This is a genomic window from Agrilactobacillus composti DSM 18527 = JCM 14202 (assembly GCF_001436375.1).
GTDB classification, from domain to species: domain Bacteria; phylum Bacillota; class Bacilli; order Lactobacillales; family Lactobacillaceae; genus Agrilactobacillus; species Agrilactobacillus composti.
The window spans coordinates 1-19392 of sequence record NZ_AZGA01000068.1 but is presented as its reverse complement, the minus strand read 5'-3'; the positions used below and the strand labels follow the sequence as shown (position 1 = coordinate 19392).

At 44.7% G+C, this 19392-nt stretch carries 17 protein-coding genes; 5 read left to right on the top strand and 12 right to left on the bottom strand.

Going from position 1 to position 19392, the window contains the following annotated elements; all coding sequences use genetic code 11:
• Nucleotides 1–85 precede the first annotated feature (85 nt).
• Nucleotides 86–538 (bottom strand): universal stress protein, encoded by a 453-nt coding sequence (locus FC83_RS11140; protein WP_035455628.1) that lies wholly within the window; start codon nucleotides 536–538, stop codon nucleotides 86–88.
• 70 nt (nucleotides 539–608) lie between these two features.
• Entirely contained in the window at nucleotides 609–2198 is a 1590-nt protein-coding gene (locus tag FC83_RS11135; RefSeq protein ID WP_035455657.1) for an Nramp family divalent metal transporter, read from the bottom strand.
• 182 nt (nucleotides 2199–2380) lie between these two features.
• Here FC83_RS11135 and FC83_RS11130 point away from each other — a divergent pair, with 182 nt between their 5' ends.
• Nucleotides 2381–2899: a GNAT family N-acetyltransferase gene (locus tag FC83_RS11130; RefSeq protein WP_052005045.1), complete on the top strand. Its 519-nt coding sequence runs from the start codon at nucleotides 2381–2383 to the stop codon at nucleotides 2897–2899.
• 55 nt (nucleotides 2900–2954) lie between these two features.
• Nucleotides 2955–4472 carry an AcpB/EbpR/MafR family transcriptional regulator gene (locus FC83_RS11125; RefSeq protein WP_035455633.1) on the top strand — a complete coding sequence of 506 codons (1518 nt, stop codon included), beginning with the start codon at nucleotides 2955–2957 and terminating at the stop codon, nucleotides 4470–4472.
• Between the two features lie 4 nt (nucleotides 4473–4476).
• Here FC83_RS11125 and FC83_RS11120 read toward each other — a convergent pair whose 3' ends face one another.
• The 5 genes from FC83_RS11120 to FC83_RS11100 form a co-directional block, all read right to left on the bottom strand.
• Nucleotides 4477–5355 carry a class C sortase gene (locus FC83_RS11120; protein WP_052005047.1) on the bottom strand — a complete coding sequence of 293 codons (879 nt, stop codon included), beginning with the start codon at nucleotides 5353–5355 and terminating at the stop codon, nucleotides 4477–4479.
• A 58-nt stretch (nucleotides 5356–5413) separates the two neighbouring features.
• On the bottom strand, nucleotides 5414–7279 hold the full coding sequence (locus FC83_RS11115) for a SpaH/EbpB family LPXTG-anchored major pilin (protein ID WP_057002780.1): 1866 nt from the start codon (nucleotides 7277–7279) through the stop codon (nucleotides 5414–5416).
• 21 nt (nucleotides 7280–7300) lie between these two features.
• The gene (locus FC83_RS11110) at nucleotides 7301–9064 is read right to left on the bottom strand and encodes a SpaA isopeptide-forming pilin-related protein (protein ID WP_057002779.1); all 1764 of its coding nucleotides are present in this window, start codon (nucleotides 9062–9064) and stop codon (nucleotides 7301–7303) included.
• A gap of 1 nt (nucleotide 9065) precedes the next feature.
• Complete coding sequence (locus tag FC83_RS11105) at nucleotides 9066–11636, bottom strand: SpaA isopeptide-forming pilin-related protein (RefSeq protein WP_035455639.1); 2571 nt, start codon at nucleotides 11634–11636, stop codon at nucleotides 9066–9068.
• Between the two features lie 261 nt (nucleotides 11637–11897).
• Entirely contained in the window at nucleotides 11898–12524 is a 627-nt protein-coding gene (locus FC83_RS11100; RefSeq protein ID WP_035455641.1) for an NAD(P)H-hydrate epimerase, read from the bottom strand.
• A 161-nt stretch (nucleotides 12525–12685) separates the two neighbouring features.
• Here FC83_RS11100 and FC83_RS11095 point away from each other — a divergent pair, with 161 nt between their 5' ends.
• Nucleotides 12686–13192 carry a hypothetical protein gene (locus tag FC83_RS11095; protein WP_035455643.1) on the top strand — a complete coding sequence of 169 codons (507 nt, stop codon included), beginning with the start codon at nucleotides 12686–12688 and terminating at the stop codon, nucleotides 13190–13192.
• A gap of 95 nt (nucleotides 13193–13287) precedes the next feature.
• Here the strand turns inward: FC83_RS11095 and FC83_RS11090 are convergent, their stop codons facing one another.
• The 5 genes from FC83_RS11090 to serC all read right to left on the bottom strand — a co-directional run bounded on the left by FC83_RS11090 (nucleotide 13288) and on the right by serC (nucleotide 17694).
• Nucleotides 13288–13986, bottom strand: coding sequence for a VIT1/CCC1 transporter family protein (locus FC83_RS11090; RefSeq protein WP_035455645.1), 699 nt, complete (start codon nucleotides 13984–13986; stop codon nucleotides 13288–13290).
• A 15-nt stretch (nucleotides 13987–14001) separates the two neighbouring features.
• Entirely contained in the window at nucleotides 14002–14712 is a 711-nt protein-coding gene (locus FC83_RS11085; RefSeq protein WP_035455647.1) for a VIT1/CCC1 transporter family protein, read from the bottom strand.
• A 245-nt stretch (nucleotides 14713–14957) separates the two neighbouring features.
• The gene (locus tag FC83_RS11080) at nucleotides 14958–15398 is read right to left on the bottom strand and encodes a GNAT family N-acetyltransferase (protein ID WP_035455648.1); all 441 of its coding nucleotides are present in this window, start codon (nucleotides 15396–15398) and stop codon (nucleotides 14958–14960) included.
• A gap of 15 nt (nucleotides 15399–15413) precedes the next feature.
• The gene (locus tag FC83_RS11075) at nucleotides 15414–16586 is read right to left on the bottom strand and encodes a 3-phosphoglycerate dehydrogenase family protein (protein ID WP_035455650.1); all 1173 of its coding nucleotides are present in this window, start codon (nucleotides 16584–16586) and stop codon (nucleotides 15414–15416) included.
• A gap of 22 nt (nucleotides 16587–16608) precedes the next feature.
• Nucleotides 16609–17694 carry a 3-phosphoserine/phosphohydroxythreonine transaminase gene (gene serC / locus FC83_RS11070; RefSeq protein ID WP_035455652.1) on the bottom strand — a complete coding sequence of 362 codons (1086 nt, stop codon included), beginning with the start codon at nucleotides 17692–17694 and terminating at the stop codon, nucleotides 16609–16611.
• Nucleotides 17695–18032: 338 nt separating this feature from the next.
• On the opposite strand from serC, the gene FC83_RS11065 reads away from it, so the two are divergent.
• Together FC83_RS11065 and FC83_RS11060 are read left to right on the top strand one after the other, a co-directional pair.
• Complete coding sequence (locus FC83_RS11065; protein WP_057002778.1) at nucleotides 18033–18644, top strand: histidine phosphatase family protein; 612 nt, start codon at nucleotides 18033–18035, stop codon at nucleotides 18642–18644.
• Between the two features lie 82 nt (nucleotides 18645–18726).
• Nucleotides 18727–19311 (top strand): DUF5067 domain-containing protein, encoded by a 585-nt coding sequence (locus FC83_RS11060; RefSeq protein ID WP_035455654.1) that lies wholly within the window; start codon nucleotides 18727–18729, stop codon nucleotides 19309–19311.
• Nucleotides 19312–19392: the final 81 nt, after the last annotated feature.

Below are 19392 nucleotides of genomic sequence, written 5' to 3'. Positions count from 1 at the left end.
ACATTCTGGCAATGGGTATTTTTTTACAAAAAAATGAGACCAGGGTGTACTGGCCTCACTTACTTGCGGATTAAATTTAAATTGTTTAGCGAATAACAAAGACGGAGATTGGTGCGTATTTAGCCATGTAAGCGGCTTGGCTCCCGAAGTGACGGGCAAAACCCTTCTTAGACCGGGAACCGATGATTAACACATCGGCGTCCACATGGGGGATCACATTTTTAACAATGGTTTCCCCGGCTTCCCCTTCATCGATAACAGCGCGAACTTTTTCAATCCCGAAATTCATCGCTAATTTCACATAATCTTGAATATGTTTTTCCAGATCTGAACGTTGACCGTGGACATAGTCTTTGCTGAGTGCTTGATAGATATTCATTTCCTGGGATTCTAAGATTGAGCAGATGATCAAGGTTGCTTGATCTTCTTTAGCCCGATTTAACGCGTAACGAAAGGCTAACTGCGAATCGTCGGAATCATCTACGGCGACTAAAACACGGCTAAAATGTTTTACTTTGCTTGGTTGTGTATCACTCATTGGCTTTATCATTCCCATCCATCATAATTGTTGGTACTTTCAGTATGGCAAAATTCACCGGAAAACTCAATTAATCGCCGAGTTTGGCTGCCTCAAGTTTGTCAGCAGCGACTTTTTCTTCCAGCCGCTTGTTGCCCCGATGTAATTCTATGATCGTCCAAACTAACAGGGCCAAGACAGCGGCAATCAAAATGTAAGCAATGATATCAGCTGTTAGTGTTTGGCTCTTAGTGGGGTTATCCCCGAAGAAGCCTTCGATAGAATCTGGGAGACCCTTCATGTTTAAGAAGGTCAAACTAATAACTGAAACCCAACCAAAGAACTTCACTAAGATATTATTCTTGAAACGCTTACCCATTTCCAGCCGACTGTCAGTGAACATTAACAGCGGTAACATGGAGAATGGTAAGGCGAAAGCCAAGAATACCTGGGAATTGTTCATTAAATTATTTAACGCCTCATGTTGCTGGATTGCGGATTGCCCACTGGTTAGTGCCACACAAATCAAAACAGGGACAACGGAAATCAAACGAGTTACTAAGCGCCGGGCCCATAGTGGCATGCGCATGTGAATGAACCCTTCCATGATAACCTGCCCGGTTAACGTCCCAGTGATGGTGGAGTTTTGGCCTGATGCCAGTAAAGCAACGGCAAACAGGACAGACAATACCCCAGACTTGGCAACACTGATCAAGACGGGGTTGCTTAATGTTGACGTGTTAGACAAGGCATCAAACAAACCAAAGAATGATGGATCTTTGACGGCGCCGGTCTTGAAGACGGCCACACCCATGATCAACAGCAAAGAGTTGACCACAAAGGCAAAGGTCAATTGAATGTTGGAGTCCCAAGTGGTGAACCGGACAGTTTGGGCAACTGATTCTTCGTCATCATGATCGATGGCCCGGGTTTGGGATACGGCAGAGTGTAAGTACAAGTTATGGGGCATAACTGTGGCCCCAATGATTCCTAAAGCCCCGTTTAAAGGCGTCATGCCATTCACAGAATGGGCCCCGGAGAAAGTTTCCCCATTTGGAATCAAGCCCTTGAAAATCCCAGACCAACTAGGGTTAGATAAAGCAACTTGATAAACAAAGACTAACAAAATAACTAAAATTAAACACACAACGATGGCTTCGATTTTACGGAAACCAATTCGCGTTAATAAGAGCAGTAACAAAACATCAAATACGGTAATAAAGACTGCAATAACCAGGGGTATGTGGAATAATAAGTATAGTGCAATAGCTGCCCCAATAACTTCGGCGATATCTGTCGCCATAATAGCAAGTTCTGTCAATATCCAAAGTACAATTCCTAGCGTCTTACCGGTGCGGGCCCGAATCGCCTGCGCCAAGTCCATTCGAGTGACGATGCCGAGCTTAGCTGCCATATATTGCAATAACATGGCAATTAAGCTAGACATCAAGATTACGGACATTAAAAGATATTGAAAATTTTGACCACCGGTGATTGATGTAGACCAATTACCTGGATCCATGTAACCCACGGCTACTAACGCACCTGGGCCAGAGTAGGCAAACAAGGTCCGGAAGAACCCTTTGCCCTTTGGCACCTCTACTGTGCCGTTAATTTCTTCAAGCGAAGGGCCATTGGCATACTCTATAAGCTTATGGCGCTTAGGTTTTTCTTCTGACATGAAACTTTCATCTCCCATTTTTATTGATTCCAGAAAACACTATACACCCTTTCTTAGCTTTAGTAAAATAGTTTTTAAGGCTCGCCTAACTTATTAAAAATAAGTCTTTTCTATTTTCAATCCCATTAAAACTTGCTATGATAACCCTAATTATATTAATGATTTTTCCGGAGGCAGTTATTTTGTATATTTTCCGTAAGAGCCAACCCCGTGATTTAAAAGCTGTTATGGCCATCATTAACGGCGCTAAGTCGTTATTAAATGAACGCCACATTCCCCAATGGCAAAATGGGGATGGTCCCAGTGCGGCCATTATTGCCACCGATATCGCCCAAGGCCGCCATTATGTATTAGTAAAAAATCAGGAAATTTTAGCCATTGGCACTTTGATTGCTGACTTGGATCCAGCTTATGAAGCCATTGATGGCGCTTGGAGTCCTGCCAGCACAAAGCCTTATATGGCCATTCATCGCCTGGCCGTTTTACCCAATACTAAAAATCACGGCATCGCCACTATCATGCTGCAACATTTAATAGACCAATCGCTAAAATTGGGTTTTAAAGATATTCGCATTGATACCCATCGGGCTAATTTAGCCATGCAACACGTTATCGCCAAGACAAATTTCACCTATTGTGGCATCGTACACTTGGCAGTGGCCAACGGCGAGCGGTTGGCCTATCAACAAATTATGGCTTAATTTTTACAAACTTATGATGAGCCTTCGCTATTTGTAAAAGGAGGTTGAAGCCATCATGGATAAACAAGATTTACTCGATCCCAAAGCGGCTTTTGATGTGCATATGCTGGAGTGGATTTTTCACAAGCATGGGACGATTGCCAAATCAGAATTAATCACCAATTTGGATACCACCCCCCGAATGCTGTCGGACCACGTGGCGGCGTTAAACGACAATTTAAAGATTATTTGTGCTGACGACAACATTGAGTTGACGGAAAACCGCACCACGGTAGCCCTGAAGATGAAACCGGAATTAATCCTTGAAGAAATCACCAACCGCATCATCCGTAACTCTTTGGCTTACAAGATTTTATCCTACGTTTTTTGGCACAATAATTTCACCATGCAAAAAATGCAGCAGGACCTATTGATCAGCGAATCCACCTTGTTTCGGGCGATGAATCGTATCAATAACCTGCTGTCAGAATTTCAAATCTCTATCCGGAATAATCGCATCAATGGCAGTGAAATTAATATTCGCCATTTTTACTACAAACTCTATTTGACGCTAAACGCCCGCTCCTTGCGGCTGAACACTTTAGCAGAACCCCATGCTCAACAATTCTTAAAAGACTATGAAGCCTTGGTGGGCAGCCCCCTATCTGAAAAGAACCATACGGCTTTACGCATCTACTGGAACATGGTATTTCAACGGCTTAAAACCAAAGACCTGAAATACGAGTTTGATATTGTGAATATTCAGACTGTCAAAAACAAACCTTTTGGCCGCGAATTGATTCGTATTTTTGAAAAGAATTTTAATTTCTTTTTTCAATCCCAACTCAAGTCCGAAATTTTAGCTTTTATCATTTTTGTATCCTTCGAAAATACCGTTCCCATGGACAGCCCTTTTTTCAAGTTCTTATTTAGTTCGGAGTTTCCTTACATTCGCAATCTCCGTCAGGTGATTTCCGAGGTATTGGACGTCTTAAATGTGAAATTCCATTTTGGTACCCACTATCATTCCCTGCGTTATTCGCTATATCTGGAATTAGGCAGTATCATGTATATCCCTGGGGTCATGGGCAGTCGCTATCAACTGATCTATACAGCCATGCGGGGCGTTTATTGGCGGCCCAACAGTGGTCAGATCTTGTATCGTGATTATTTGATTAAGCGCTTGCAGATGATGAACCCAGTCTTTTCCCAGCCCACAGTAGTCCACTTTCTCGAGGGTTATTTGACGATGATTTTATTAATGCTTTTGAATAATACGGAAAAAACCTTTCAGATTGGCTTTTATGATATTCATGAACCTTCCACCAATTATTATTTAATTCAAGCTTTTAATGCCCAAATTGCGGCTAATTTCAATGTTAATGTCACTCCCTTTATTCGAGATACCCACTATGATTTAGTCTTGACCACCAATACCGCCCATTCGGTCATGGTCAATCGGGCGGTGGCTAGTCCGGACAATGTGATCAAGGTCAAAGACTTTGGAACTCCCAATGACTTCAGTAGCATTTTCGTCGTCTTAGATCGACTGGTCTCCGAATATCTCAAAGAAGGTTTAGATGAATTTATCTGAAGTTTCACTTTGATCGGCGCTGGCGGCGTAACCAGATTGCCCATCCCACAATGACCGCCATGACCCCCAGGATAATCCCAGCGATCCATTTCAACAGGCCACTGGCTTGTTGCACATCTAGCTTGTTGGCTTGCTGGTTAGCCGCTTTAGGGTAAGGAACGCGGCGACCAAAAACTAACAGGCGATGGGAGTTCACCATATAAGGCGTACAGGTCATCAACGTGACCAGATCTTTTTGGGGCTGAATTTGTAATTGCTCCACTTGATCTGGGGTAATGACTTGTTTTTTGAATACTTGATAGGCTAGCTTGTCCCCATTCGTATGGATGTAGAAAAGCTGGCCTTTTTTGACTTTTGGTAAATCAGAAAACAATTTAGCTTCTAACAAGCCCCGATGGGCGGAAATCACGGCGTGGGTATCTTGACCCCCACCAATCTTAGAGGTGCCAGGTAATACCGTGGCTCCTTGTTGTAGTAATAAGTCATTGGTCTTGCCAAAGACTGGCATACTGGCTTTAATGCTGGGTAAATAAAGGGTTCCCACCGTATTTTTCTCGTAATACGACAGCTTTCGAGGTGGTAGTTTGGTAGTGGTTTGTCGAGCTAAGGTATCTTTACCGGGATTATTGCCTTTTTTGGCTAATTTGGCATTGGCTTTTTTGATGGCCGCCCGCCGTTTGGCCATTTCAACAGCATGGGCTTGATCACTTTGGCGCTGATAATAATTGACTAACTGTTGATTCAAACTGCGATTGAGGGCGTCTTTGAAAAAGGGATAACTGAGACCAAAGATACCAGCCAACAATAACAGCACCATAATCCCGTCTAGTATGCGTCGGCGAATTTTCTTGGTGGTTGGCACCGGCCGTTGTCTTGTCCCCATTTTCAACGCCTCCTTTATTTTTATGTAGATCAAGGCTGGCTTGCGCCAGCCTGATTACTTAGGCCCGACGTTTCTTAAAGTACATTAATGCGCCGCCAACACCTAAGACACTGACAACAATTAAGCCAATGATTCCCAAGCCCCCGGTAATAGGTAGGCTGGATTTAGAGCCATTCTCGATTTTTTTCGGTTCCGTTTTCGTCGTGGTGAAACTGTCTTGGGTCACCTTAAATTCAGTTAACGCCCCGTCACCAGTGGGTAAGATATAACCATCCGGCGCTTGGGTTTCTTGGAGGGTATAATCGCCGGTAGCTAAGCCCTGAACACTGAGCTGGCCATCTTTATCAGAGGTATATTCATAAGCATTATCCATGGTTTCTACCCAATCCCATAAATTGGTTTTGTCATCAAAACTGCGGTACAGTTTCTGGCCATCGACCGTCTTATAAACCACAAACTTTGCCCCAGGTAAGACTTTGTCATTATGGGAATCGACTTTTAAGAAGTTATAACCATGGGTAGTCACAATTTCTTTATCAGTTTGGTTGGTAAAATTATTGTTAAAATCCACTCGGTTTTCAATATTGGTATCTAAGTCTGCCTCGGCTTTAATTTTCATTTTGAAATCAACCCGCAGCATTTTGCCAGGATGGGCTAGTAGGACTTCTTTGTCGCCAATTAAATCAAATTTGAAGCCGCCATCATCTGTGGCTGTGGCCGTAGCGTCTAAGGTAGCTACGACGTTATTCCCGTCTAACACCTGAACTTTCAACGTATCTAAGGCGCTTAATAACTGTAATCTGTTATCCGGCGTATCGATCAATTCAAATTGGGTGTAGCTGGTCATATCTAGGGGAATTGGCACTTCAATTTGGAAAGGAATTTCTTGGTTATAGTCAAAATCGGCCTTATCGCCATCAATTTTTTTGTCAACTTCTGGCACATCGTAGTTATAAACTTTGGCAGCGGTTTGCCCATTTTGGGGTTTCCCGGCTAAGTCGTAGTAATCGTAAGTAACAGTTTTGCCATCGACCGTGACCTTGACCATAGTGCCATCTTGGCCCCAGTTCACCATATGGAAGGGATCCACACTGGCGATTTCTCGGAATTGATATTCCCCATTTGGCAAGGCGATATTTTCAATTTGAACCAGCCCTTTGGCATCGGAGGTAAAGACGAATTGCTTAGCCGCATCGTTGGCGAAGACTGGGTGGCCATCTTTATCCAGGCCGGTGTAGTATTCCGTTGTGCCATCCACGCTTCTAGTTAGACTAAAGGTTGCTCCGGCTAATTCCTTGGTTGCCTTGTCGTGATGGGTATAAGCATATTTGGTAAATTCAATATTCTTGGTGGGCATGTAATTTTTTGGATACAAGTGCACGTTTTCCAGGGGCGTGGTGCCGGTGCCGGTAAAAGGCAGGCCAATGATAATTGGCACTGAAGTACTGTCAATGCCGGCTGGTGTTTTGGTTTCGGCAATCAGGTAAACCGCGTTCTTGTTGTTATTGTCAGCAGATTTGGTTGGTAAATCGGTGCTGGTGACCCCGTCGGCATCGGTAGCTTTAAACTTAAAACTCTTTTTATTTTGGTAATCTTCAGGTGCCGTCCCTTGCAGGGCAGTGAAGATTTGATCTGCCGTCCAAGTGGGATGCTGTTTTTTCAAAGCTACGAATAAGTCGGTGACATCGTAGGCCATAAATTCCACATCCGCCAGGGGTTTACCCGGTGCATTAGGTAGGATATTCCCATCGTTGGTGATACTGCCAGCTTCTGTTAACAAACGTTTATGCAGGGTCAAGGTTTGACTGGGTGGGGCCTCAGCGCCTTGGACGACACTGGCTTGAAATAGCCCCATAAATAATGGGAGACACAGCATTAGGGCCATTAAGAACTGGCCAATCTTGCGGTTGGTTGTGGCAATCATGATTATTTCCTCCTCTTATTTTTAACGTTTTGCAGTCTTGACTTTGCGATATACTGCCCAAGCTATTAATAATATCCCCACCAGGATCAGGCCATTTAACATGGCATTCCCCGTTTGAGGTAAAAAACCACCTAATTTAGGACTATCTTTGCCACTGGCTGTCTTCGTGGCCCCGGGGCCGTTGGTACTGCTGGTACCACTGCCACCGCCGCTGATAAGGTCTAGCAGGCTCTTTTTGGCGTTCACCACTTTTTGCGGGGTGCCGGCATAGCTGCTGCTATCGGCGATAAAGGTCACGGGGTTTTCATTTAATTGATAGCCATCTGGCGCTTTGATTTCCCGCAGGCGATAGGTGCCGGCTTCAAGATCTTTGACAGCGAAGTTACCCGCCGCATCACTGGTCAAAACGGTCAGGTCGGCCTTTTGCAACGCCTTGACATCATCAGCCACCGTCACCCAATTATTTTGACCCGCTTTTTGTTGCAAGTACTTACCGTCCGGATTTTCAATGACGAATTGGGCCCCGCTTAATTTTTGGTCGTGGTTATTGACAGCCACCTTTTGGAACTTCTTCCCCACCACATCGGGATTTTCTTTTAAGTTATAAACTAAGGGGACAAATTCATCCCCAATTTCCGGATTCTCTGGTTCCGGTTCCTTTAAAGGCTGGCCGTTAACTAATACCGGCTCTTCCCAGCTTCTGGGGACTTCGACTTTGACCTTTTGGGCGTTGGCATGGATGACATAGCCCGGGATACTGGCCATTTCTTCAAAGTAATAGGTCCCAGAGGCCAATAGGCGCCCTTCCATGGTCACTAACCCGTTTTTCTGGGACGTGAAAACCGTCACCCGCTGATCTTCTAAGGGACTACCCTGTAATTGGGACTGGGGGATCCATTTATTCTGCAGGGCACTTTCATAACTCATATCCAGGTACTGCTTTTCCCCATCAATTTCTTGCCACAAGACGAATTTAGCGCCCTGCAAGGGGATGGCATCACTGTCCGGGGCCTCTAGGGTATTTTTCCCAACCTTTAGGAAATAAGGGTCCCGGGCATACCCAATATTTTTGGGGTAAAGGTGTAGCGTGTCTTTGAAATTTAACCCCGTATCGGGATCAATCACGGGGAAAGTCAATACCATGTAGCGGGCCAGGCGTTCGTAATCGATGTTATCCGTCAAACCCACATCGATCTCACAGATCATGTACTTCGCCGGACGACTGACGCCATCAATGGTTACCGTCTTGGGTAAATCAAAGGCCAATAGTCCATCTTCGGAGTACTGTTGGCCATCACTACCGTTGAAATTCCCGGACTTGGTGACCCCTTGAAAAACAGTTTTGACTTGCCCGTTTTTATCTAGGAGAAAGGCATACTTAGCATCGTTTTTCACAGTATCGTGCCTCGGGTCGGTACGGTCCACCAAGGCTCTTAAATCCTTACGGGCTAAGTGAAGTTTGTTGAAATAAGTGGCCACCATCTTGTCATAACTGAGCCCATCGTTGGCCAATTCATCGTATTTCTCAGTGACGTCAAAGACCACGAAGGTGGCTTTGTTCAGGCCAAAAGTGGTTTGCATGAAGTCACTTTGTGTATCGGTAATGGCTTGGCCGGTGTTTTGAAATTGGTAGTCCTCCGATACATCCAAATCACGAAAGATCCGTTTATGCAACAAGATGTCTTGCGTGTCAGCGGCTTGGGCGGTGTTTGCTGGCAGCCAGGTGGCTAAACCACCCACCAGACAAACCAACACGGCGATTATCTTAGTTATCTTTACAAACATGTCAGCCCCCACCCTTTCTATTTTTGAAATAACGTAATGCTAGATAACAGCCACTCATGATGGCCATGGCTAAAGCCGAAGCCGTGATGATGTGTCGAACCTGTCCACCGGTGACAGGTAGGGCGTGTTTTTCCCGGTTTTCCAAATCAAAGCTGATTTGATTGGCTTGCTCGCCTTTGCCTAAGACCACCTGCAATGACTTCACGGCACCGTGTTCAATTTGAACTTGGCCTTGATCATTGATTTGAATAGTCACTGGTTCACTGAGGCCCAAGTAATTCCCTGGGGTCTTCAATTCCGTGAGGGTATATTGCCCAGGCTTTAAGCCTTCAAACTTAAATTCGCTTAGGGGATGGGCGGCGGTGCTGGTGATAATAACTTCATAATCATCAGGTCCGGTAAGTTTGAAACTGGCCCCGGTGAGTTTGTTGTCATATTCATCCTTTTTAGTGAGCAACAGTTCAAAATCCTTTAAGATATTGTCAAAAATCTTACCTGCAAAATCTGGGGTCACCACCAATTGACCGTCAACATCTTGAATGTCAAAGTCATGATCGGCAATTGCTTGATACCCTGCTGGTCGTTGGGTTTCCTTAAGACGATACTTACCCACCGGTAGATTTTTAAAACTGATGGTGCCGTTTTCAATATCGGTCATCTGATGGGCCACTTGCTCGTATTGATCCGACCCAGGATTCTGGCGATAGAGGGTAAACATGGCTTGTTTGCCAGTGTCGGCCCGGCCACTGAAGTGTTTGGTAAATTCAATCGCCGTGGTGAGCAGTTGATTGGTCACGCCTAATTGACTGCCATGATCCGTACTGGTCGGGTCATAAGCTGGTGGGGCATAGCCGGGCAAACGGTTTTCCGTGACTCGGTAGCTGACGGGCTGGCCGTCAATGACTTTGGGCAGGCCTTGGAAGACGTGGTTCCAATTGGTGGCATCCTTGGCAAAGGTCACCTGCTGATCGGACACATCCACCCAGGGACTATCTGGCCCAACTTGTTGTTGTAATTGCAAGGTCACGTCTTGGCGCAGGTGCCAATGGTTGTCCCGGTCATCCCAGTGTTTTTGCACCGGGATATCCACAGTTTCTGGGACAGTGCCCTTGTTGTTTTGAAACAGGAGTTGTTGGGTTTCGTGTTTGATAATGGGGATTTTGTGGGACTGATTCTCCGGGTAGACATCCCCATTGATGGTGGTTTCAAAGTCTTGCCCATTGGTCTCTTGAACCTGGGCATTAATTTCTTCAGGCAAGTCAATCACAATATGTTGACCATGTTTCAAGGTGAAGGTGGCCACCCCATCTTTAAAGGCCAAGCGATTATTCTCAACATTATGCTGGCCACTGACTTTGAAGGCTGCTGTCAGGGGGCGATCCAGGGTCACTTTAAACTCAAATAACCTGTCTTGGTCGGCGGGGTCTTGACTGCTGACATTTTTAGCCACCCACAGTTGGCCAATGGCTTTGGGGTGATAGGTCCAACTGTGGGTCTCAGCTCTGGAACCTTCGTAAATCTTAGCAATCAGGTTGCCTTCAAAGGCATGGCTGGCCCGCAGGCGTAACGTTGGTGCTAAAATGGCCCCGAAAAATTTGTGCTGCAGATTATAAACCAACTTATTCTCCGGATCATCTTGGACAGGGACAATGTTCCACAAAATCGGATTGCCAGGATAATAGGTTCCCTTGTTTTCCGAGTCCGGCACGATTTCGATGCCGTCCACGAAGACTTTGGTGCGCATGTTGGTTTCTTTCCCAATATTCACCACCCCATTCACCGGGGGACTGGGCAAGACGTTAAAAATCAACTGCTGGGTACTATTGGTCTTAATAATCAGGCCCTTATTTTGAAAGCGATTGGATAAAAAATCCGCCTGGGTGATATTCAAGTAAAATACCCCATTGGGATCCGCATCCACCCCGGTCAAGTCTAATATCACATCCCCGTTGGTCTCTGTCACATAAGGACTGCTGAAAAAGTCCACGGCTTCATGATTTTGATAGCTCTTTGACTGCTCATACAATTGGGCCAGGGTGGCCGTGATAGTAACATAGTCATCATTGATGGCTGCGCCTTGTTGCCTGCCTTTATCATAGTTGTAAATCAGCTGCTTGCCGTTAGGATTGGTAACTCGGCGTTGATTACCATCACCACTCAACACATGATCTAAGCCATAAATCGTGGCCCAGGCTTTCATGTGGCCATTTAAACTATCGCTAAAGGCCCGCACATAAGAGGTGCGTTGCCAGTCTGCGGGCCGATATTCATTCCCAAATTCCGCGTTGGTATTCAAAAAATTCGTGGCCACATTGCCCGCAGTATGGGCATTGCCGTAACTTTGATTAAATTCTTCGGTAAAAATATGAAAGTTAGCGGCTTCCAATAAAGGATTGGCACTGCGATCCGGTAATTTCGGAATAGTGATGTCATTTTTTGATTGTACCGGCGTATCTTGGGCAACTTCTTGGTGGTCTACGCCAATGGCCAGCTCAAAACGTTGAAATATCAGCACACTGAGGCTGAGGACAAATACAAAAATTAACAAGACCTGCATTTTATTCTGCCGCATAATTAGTCCTCCCTTCTCAAAAACTAGCTTTATCCTACAAATCCATCATAAAGAATTGCCGCAATTATTTATAATAATCATAAGTTTTTATAAACAGCACTTGTGAAATCGCCAACAATGCTTGAACTAATAGGCTTTCAAAGTAACCCAAAATCCTAAACGCTATGTTGGATTAAATAACTAGCTCTATTTTTCAATTTTGAGCCAAAAAAAAAGCATTCATGCCAACAACTGGCACAAACACTTCCATGTAAATCCTACTTATTCTTGATAAACCCCAATATCCACCGGTAATACTTCGCCAGCATAGGTAATGCCGTCATTTTCAGTTTGGCCGACTTTCTTGTAGGCCATGGTCACCGTGATATCGGCTTTAAAGGCTACCCCTAAAATGTCGCCGGTATCCGCATGAATGCCACTGGGCATATCCACGGCAAACTTTTCAGCTTGGGCATCATTGAGTTGGGTAATAACTTGGGCCAATTCGCCAGTGATGGGCCGGGATAAGCCGATGCCAAAAATAGCATCGACAATCATGGTAAACTCGGCCAAATTAGGTAACTTATCAAACACCGGAATTTCGTAATAGTTCACAATTTTTAATTGGGTTTTAGTTTGAGCAGAGGCCTTGTCAGGATCGCCCAATAAGACGGCAGTGACGTCATAGCCGGCCAAATACAATAAACGGGTCACGGCCAAGCCGTCGCCACCATTATTCCCGGTGCCACAGACCACTAATATTTTGTGGCCATCAGCGTGTTCTTGAATCACTTCGGCAGTTTTTAAAGCTGCCCGCTCCATCAATACCAGGGATGGTATCCCAATCACCTCAATGGTATGTTGATCACAGGCCGCCATTTGGGCCGCGGTTAATATTTTTTCGTTCATTTCATTCACCTCAAGTTCATTTTAGCCCACCCAACCTGATTTGAAAATGATAATTGTCTGAGAGTTTCTTAACAATCACCTAAAATAGGGACTATAATAGGTATTAGAGTCCAGTCGGATATCTTGAAAACGATTAGGCTATCTAGGAAGGGCTGATTATAGTGATTGATAAACCTGTTTCGACAGATTACCTGGCAATCTCTAAGGCATTATCTGCAGTATTTCCAAAGTATACAAATACAATCTTGTGGCATGAGGACAGTCGTCTGCAAGAACTGGACGTCAGTGGCTACTATGGCCTGCAAATTAACCGCCTCATCAATGACTTACCGGTTACTTTGTTCTTGTACCAAAAACCAATTGATGCCAGCTATGTGCTGACAGATCTGGGGTCGTTGATATTTACCAATGATATTATTGAACCCTTGGCTAAACGCCGGGAATTTCGGAATAATCTGCGTTATGAAGATTATGATATGTTTGCGTCAAATATGGTGCGGACCAAACGCTTCCAGCGCTTATTGGCCAGTTTCAATTTAAGTTTGAGCAACTCTATTGATATTACCCGCCAATTTCATGGCTTAACCGACTTGCCTAAAGCTTTAAAGTCCTTTAACAAATTATTTGATGATCTGAACACTACCGCTGAAGTTTCTGTTCAGGCTTAAACATTCGTACCAGCACAAAAAAGCAATAACGTTTGGAAACGATGGTCGTCGTGTCTAAACGTTATTGCTTTTTCATTTGCGAAAATTGCTGATTTTTAAAGTGCTAACCCCACATAATAGTGAATGATCATGGTAATGATCCCCACAATGACGTTACGAATGATAGCCCGTTTAGGAAAACCATGGCCAACTTTCGCACTCAAAAATCCTGTTAGTGCCACTGAGAAAGTCACTGCTAAAATCGTGCCCGGCCACTTAAAGGCCTCAGGTAAAAGCGTCATGGCGGCTAGTGGAAAAATACCCCCACTGGCTGCGGAAAACATGGAAGAAAAAGCAGCTGCCCAAGGATTCATGTAATGATTCAAGGCTAAATCATACTTGACTTGCACCACTGTAGCTAACGGTTTTTTAGCCATTAAATCCGCCGCAATCGCCTCTGACGTATGATGGGAAACGCCCTTATTAACATAATAAGCAACGACCGCATCGACTTCAGCTTGGAAATTGGTTTTTAATAGGGCTTGTTCTTTAGCAACCACCGCTTTTTCGGTATCCTTTTGGGAACTGACAGAGGCATACTCACCAGCGGCCATGGAAAAGGCACAGGCTAATAAGTCAGCTAACCCCGCAATGAAAATCGTAAAAGCATTGGTCGTGGCAACGGCCACTGAGAACAAAACCCCAACAACGGTTAAGATACCATCGTTGGATCCTAAAACGCCAGCTCTTAGGGTATTAGAGCGCTCTTGAATGGTCATATCTGATTTTTTGCGCGTTGATTTTGCATTAATCATGGTAAGCTCCTCCCCTTATCTGGCAAACAAACTGCCGATGAAGTACGTAATCAACATGGTTAAAGAACCGGAGATCACGTTACGAATCACTGCTTTGACCCGATTGGCATTGCCTAACACAGCAGCAGCATAACCGGTTAAGGACAAAGCGACAATCACTGCAATCACCGTGGCAATGACGCGAATCCCCCGGGGCATCAAGGTGATGGCCACCAAAGGTAAAATAGACCCAGTTGGAAAAGAAATCATGGATGCAATGGCTGCGGCCACAGCACTGGTGTGTTCCTTGGGATCAAAGCCGAAGCGTTCTCTAACCACAGTTTCCAAGGCATCTTTGGTCATCATTTCTTCAACGGCTTTTTTGGCTAATTCAGGTTTTAACCCAGTTTTTAAGTATTTTTTAGTTACAAAGTCAACTTCGTCATCATAATGATCATCCAATAGTTCAAGTTCTTCTTGCACGGCCCGACGTTCCATATCCCGTTGTGAATTCACGGAAACATATTCCCCCATGGCCATAGAGACCGTCCCGGCTAACATCCCGGCAATCCCGGCTAAGAAGATGGCATAACTATTACTTGTGGCCCCGGCAACCCCAATAACGATCCCGGCAATGGAAAGAATCCCATCATTGGCCCCCATCACGGAGGCCCGTAGGACATTAATTTTTTCGGCTAATGAGGATTTTTTGTGTCGGATCAATTTTGAAGCTTTTACTTTCTCCATAGTATCGCCTACTTAGTTTAGAATTATTACAATCTACCTCCACAAACCATTATAGTCGCTAACGATTATTAGGTCAACCTAAACATTATTTTGGTTTAAAGCTTCCACCAGCCAAATCTCGCTTCCTATTTTCATGATAAGCCTAACACTTCTCGTGAAAAAGTGAACATTTATTTTCAGCAATAACGCCGCAACCACAGTCACGGCGCCATAAAAATATTTTATTTATTAAGCCAGCCTAATATTTAGGTTGGGCTGGGGTCGAGTGTTTTGGTCATGTCCACACACTCGACCCCATCTTCGAGATAAGGTTTCGAACTGATTTTGTAACCATTTCTTTGATAGAACCCAATGGCGCTGTGTTCGGCGTGGATCAGAACATGGTACTTCTCAGCAGCAATACTGGCTTGTTCCATTTGGCGTAGTAATTGGGACCCTAAGTGGGCCTGGCGCTGAGTCTTCACCACACAGATGCGAGTGAAGCGGGCGAATTCTTCGGTGAAGAACAGGCGACTGGTGGCCACAGGTTCTTTGCCATCAAAAATCACCACATATTCAGCATTGGGAAATTGGTCGTCTTCAAACTCGTCAGCAATTGCGATACCCCGTTCTAACACGAACACTTGCATGCGTACATACATGCTGGCGGCTTTTTCCCAGGGTAAGTGGCCAAAGAATAAATCCATCAAATCAATCCCTTCTTAAGACGCTTTGATCAAACGGACCCGGGTAACGGTTGGGATCTGCTTGAGTTTGTCTAACAAGTAATATTGCTGATCTTGACTCATATCATTGGCATCTACCATGGTATAGGCAAAGCCATCTTTGGCCCGGTTAGCCAGGTTTTCAATATTGACCCCTTCGCCGGCAATAATGGTAGAGATTTGCCCTAACATGTTGGGCACATTTTTATGAATCAAGGTGAACCGATATTGGCTTTGGAAAGGTGAAATAATGTTGGGCATATTCACTGAGTTTTCAATATTGCCGGTTTCTAAGAAAGTCTGGACTTCTTGGGCGGCAATTCTGGCACAATTGATTTCGGCTTCAACGGTTGACCCGCCAATATGGGGCATCAAGATCACATTATCTTGGCCAATGAGTTCATCAGAACTAAAGTCAGTGATGTATTTGCGCAAAGTCCCCTTTTGCAAAAATTGCACGGCAGCAGCGTTATCCACAATACCTAAGCGGGAGAAGTTTAATAAGACGGCTTTGGGTTTCATGGCTTGGATGACATCCGCATTGATCAAGCCAATGGTTTCTTCGTTCTTCGGCACATGGACCGTGACAAAGTCGGCTTTGGCGATGGCATCTTCTAAGGTGCGAGCCCGTTTGACTTTGTCAGAGATGTGCCAAGCGGCATCAGCGCTTAAATAAGGATCGTAGCCAGTGACCCGCATGCCTAAATCTAACCCAGCGTTGGCTACCAAAGATCCCACGTGGCCTAAACCGATAACGGTCAAGCGTTTGCCCATTAATTCCACCCCATTAAAGGCGGTTTTTTCTTTTTCTGTCCGCAGGGTGATATCTGCGCCGCTGGCAGCTTTTGCTGCCCAGTTGGCGGCGTCAATAATGTTGCGGTTACAAATGATCATGTTGGCAATGATCAATTCTTTGACGGCATTGGCGTTGCCACCAGGTGTATTGAAGGCTACGGTGCCATTTTCCAACGCTTTATCTAAAGGAATATTGTTAAAACCAGCGCCACAACGGGCGATGGCTTTTAAATTTTCTGGGAAAACATGCTCATGTAAATCCACACTGCGAATTAAATAAGCATCGGGGTCAGCACTTTCATTAATGAGATAATCATCGCTAAATTCAGCTAATCCTTGGGGGGCAATGGCATTAAATGTTTTAATATTATACATATTCAAATTCTCCTCTATGATTTTATTGGTGTTGGGCTTCAAAGTCCATTAGGAAATTCACTAGTTTTTCAACGCCGGTAAAAGGCATGGCGTTATAAATGCTGGCCCGCAGACCACCTACGGAGCGGTGACCCTTGAGGTTTAAGAAACCGGCTGCCGTAGCGGCTTGGATCACTTTAGCATCGGTGGCTTTATCGGGGGTCAAGAACGGCACATTCATTAAGGAACGTTGGGCTGGCTTGACGGGGTTGTTAAATAATTTAGAGCTGTCCAAGAAGTTATATAACAACGCCGCTTTTTTTTGATTCAACTGGGCAATGCCAGCTACACCGCCTTGTGTTTCCAGCCACTGTAAAACCAGATTGGCCATATAAATTTGAAAAACTGGTGGGGTATTTAAAGCCGAATCCTTGTTGGCTAAAGCGGTGTAATCCAACATGGCTGGCAGATTTTTAGGATGGTTGGGATCAGTTAACAACTGCTTTTTCAACACCACAATGGTCAATCCTGCTGGGGCTAAATTCTTTTGAGCCCCAGCGTAGATTAAATCAAACTTGGTAAAGTCATATTGCTGCCCTAAGAAATTGGAGGACATATCCGCCACTAATGGGGTGGTGGTTTGGGGCAATTGCTGGTAAGCCGTACCTTCAATGGTATTGTTGGTGGTGATGTGCAGGTAATCATAGGTATCTTTTAACACATCTGGGAATTGCGGAATTTCAGTATAACCGCTGGCCTTGGATGTGGCCACGATATCGGCTTGGACCCCGGGGACTTTGCCCGCTTCTTCAATGGCCCGCACCGACCAATGGCCACTGTCAATGTAAGCGGCCCGGTGATGTTTGGTGGCAATGTTTAAAGGCACCATGGTAAACTGTAATGTCGCCCCACCTTGTAGGAATAAGACATCGTAATCATCCCCTAGGTTCATCAACTGTTTGAGCCGGGCTTTGGTGTCCGCATATAGATCAGTAAATAGTTGGGAGCGATGGGAAATTTCCAAAATACTCATGCCAGAATGATCGTAATCCAGCAATTCCTTTTGAACTTGTTCTAAAACGGGTTTAGGTAACACGGCGGGACCGGCAGCAAAATTGTAAATTGTCATGTTTGTGATGAACCTCCAAATAAGTTGAAAAATAATTTTTTGAGCTAATTAAAAATAAAAAGCACCCACAAGATAGATGTGAGTGCTTCAGGAAATTTCGGAATTGTCTCCCCTGGCCTCACATTGCTCTAGGCCAAGGACACGCGAAATTGGCCTACATCACAAGGATGAAGACCATGAGGATACTATTTGAATATTTTGTTTTCGCGTATAAATTTTTAGCATATTAGAATCCCCTTAGATTTATTAAATTGATATTAACAATAAATAAACAATGTGTCAACCCTTCTCAGAAATCTGCTACAATAAATTCTATACTATCTCCTGGAGGTTTTTCAATGACTGAATTTTATATCGTCCGGCACGGCAAGACTGACGCCAATTTGGCAGGTTTAAAACAAGGGGTGATCAACACGCCCAATACTTATTTAAATGATTTAGGCAAAGCCCAGGCCGAAAAGTTACATCGTGGCTTTGATTTAAGAGGCTTCACGCAAATTTATAGCTCGCCTTTAGTCCGTACCAAACAAACCACGGAAATTTTAAACCAGACCGCTCACTTACCCGTGACCTTTGACCCCCGCTTGTTAGAAATTTCTTACGGGGATTGGGATGGCCAAGTTAACGCCGATTTACAACAACGCTACCCTGAATACTTTGACCACACTATCAATGATGTCCGGCCAGAATATGTCACCATTGCCCATGGGGAGTCCTTTGAGCAAGTTGAAGCCCGGGTACGAGCCTTTACCAAGGCAGTAGCCAAAGCCCACCCAACGGGTAAAATATTGATCGTGACCCATGGCTTTACCGTACGCAGTTTTGCCATCAATGCCACCCAGTCCAGTGGCCTAACAATTTTAGAACCAGAAAACTGCAGTGTCACCAAAATCCTGGTGGACCCCACCAGTGCCAGCGAACATTTGGTATATTACAACCGGCTTTATTAGAACTGGACTTGTTTCAACAAACCCCATCTTGGTACAATGGAGATAGCAACTCTGAAAGCGTCATCAGAATGGAGGTTTTTCAATGAAAAAAGTCTTATGGCTCACGCTCTTAACCACCCTGACCTTAACCCTTGGCGCCTGTGGCAATAACCAAAATACTGCTCCTAAGTCTTCAAGCAGCAGCAGTTCTAAAACCAGCACGGCTCAACAAGTCAGCTCCAGCAGTACGGCCACGGCTACCAATGACACCAACTTTAAAGATGGGGTGCTGACGGTGCCTGAGGCCAAGCTGAAAATCACCAAGACCCAAGTGGCCCACAATAATGAGGACAATGAAGACGGGCTGATTGTTTGGTATACCATCACCAATCAAAGCCAACAAAATATTGAACCAGAGGATATTTTGAAACGCTTGGCTTTCCATCAAAATGATGGCAATGCCAGTTACACCTTAGAAGATGACTTTGACGCGGCTGAAGCCCTTTATAGTGATGAGGCCCAGCAGGATAAGTTTGAAAATGAGGTGGAAGATTTAGCGGATAATGACTTACAACCCGGTAAAACCGTGGAAACTGTAGCCGGGATCGAATTGCGTAATACCAACAATCCCGTCACCGTCATTAATCAAGCCCGGCAAGATCAAACCTTTACTATTAATCTAAAATAAGCCCTATTTAAAAATCGTTAGCCCGTGAAGTGCAATAGAAAAGTTAGACAAGTTTCAATTTAGTTCAAGCTACCATGGCTT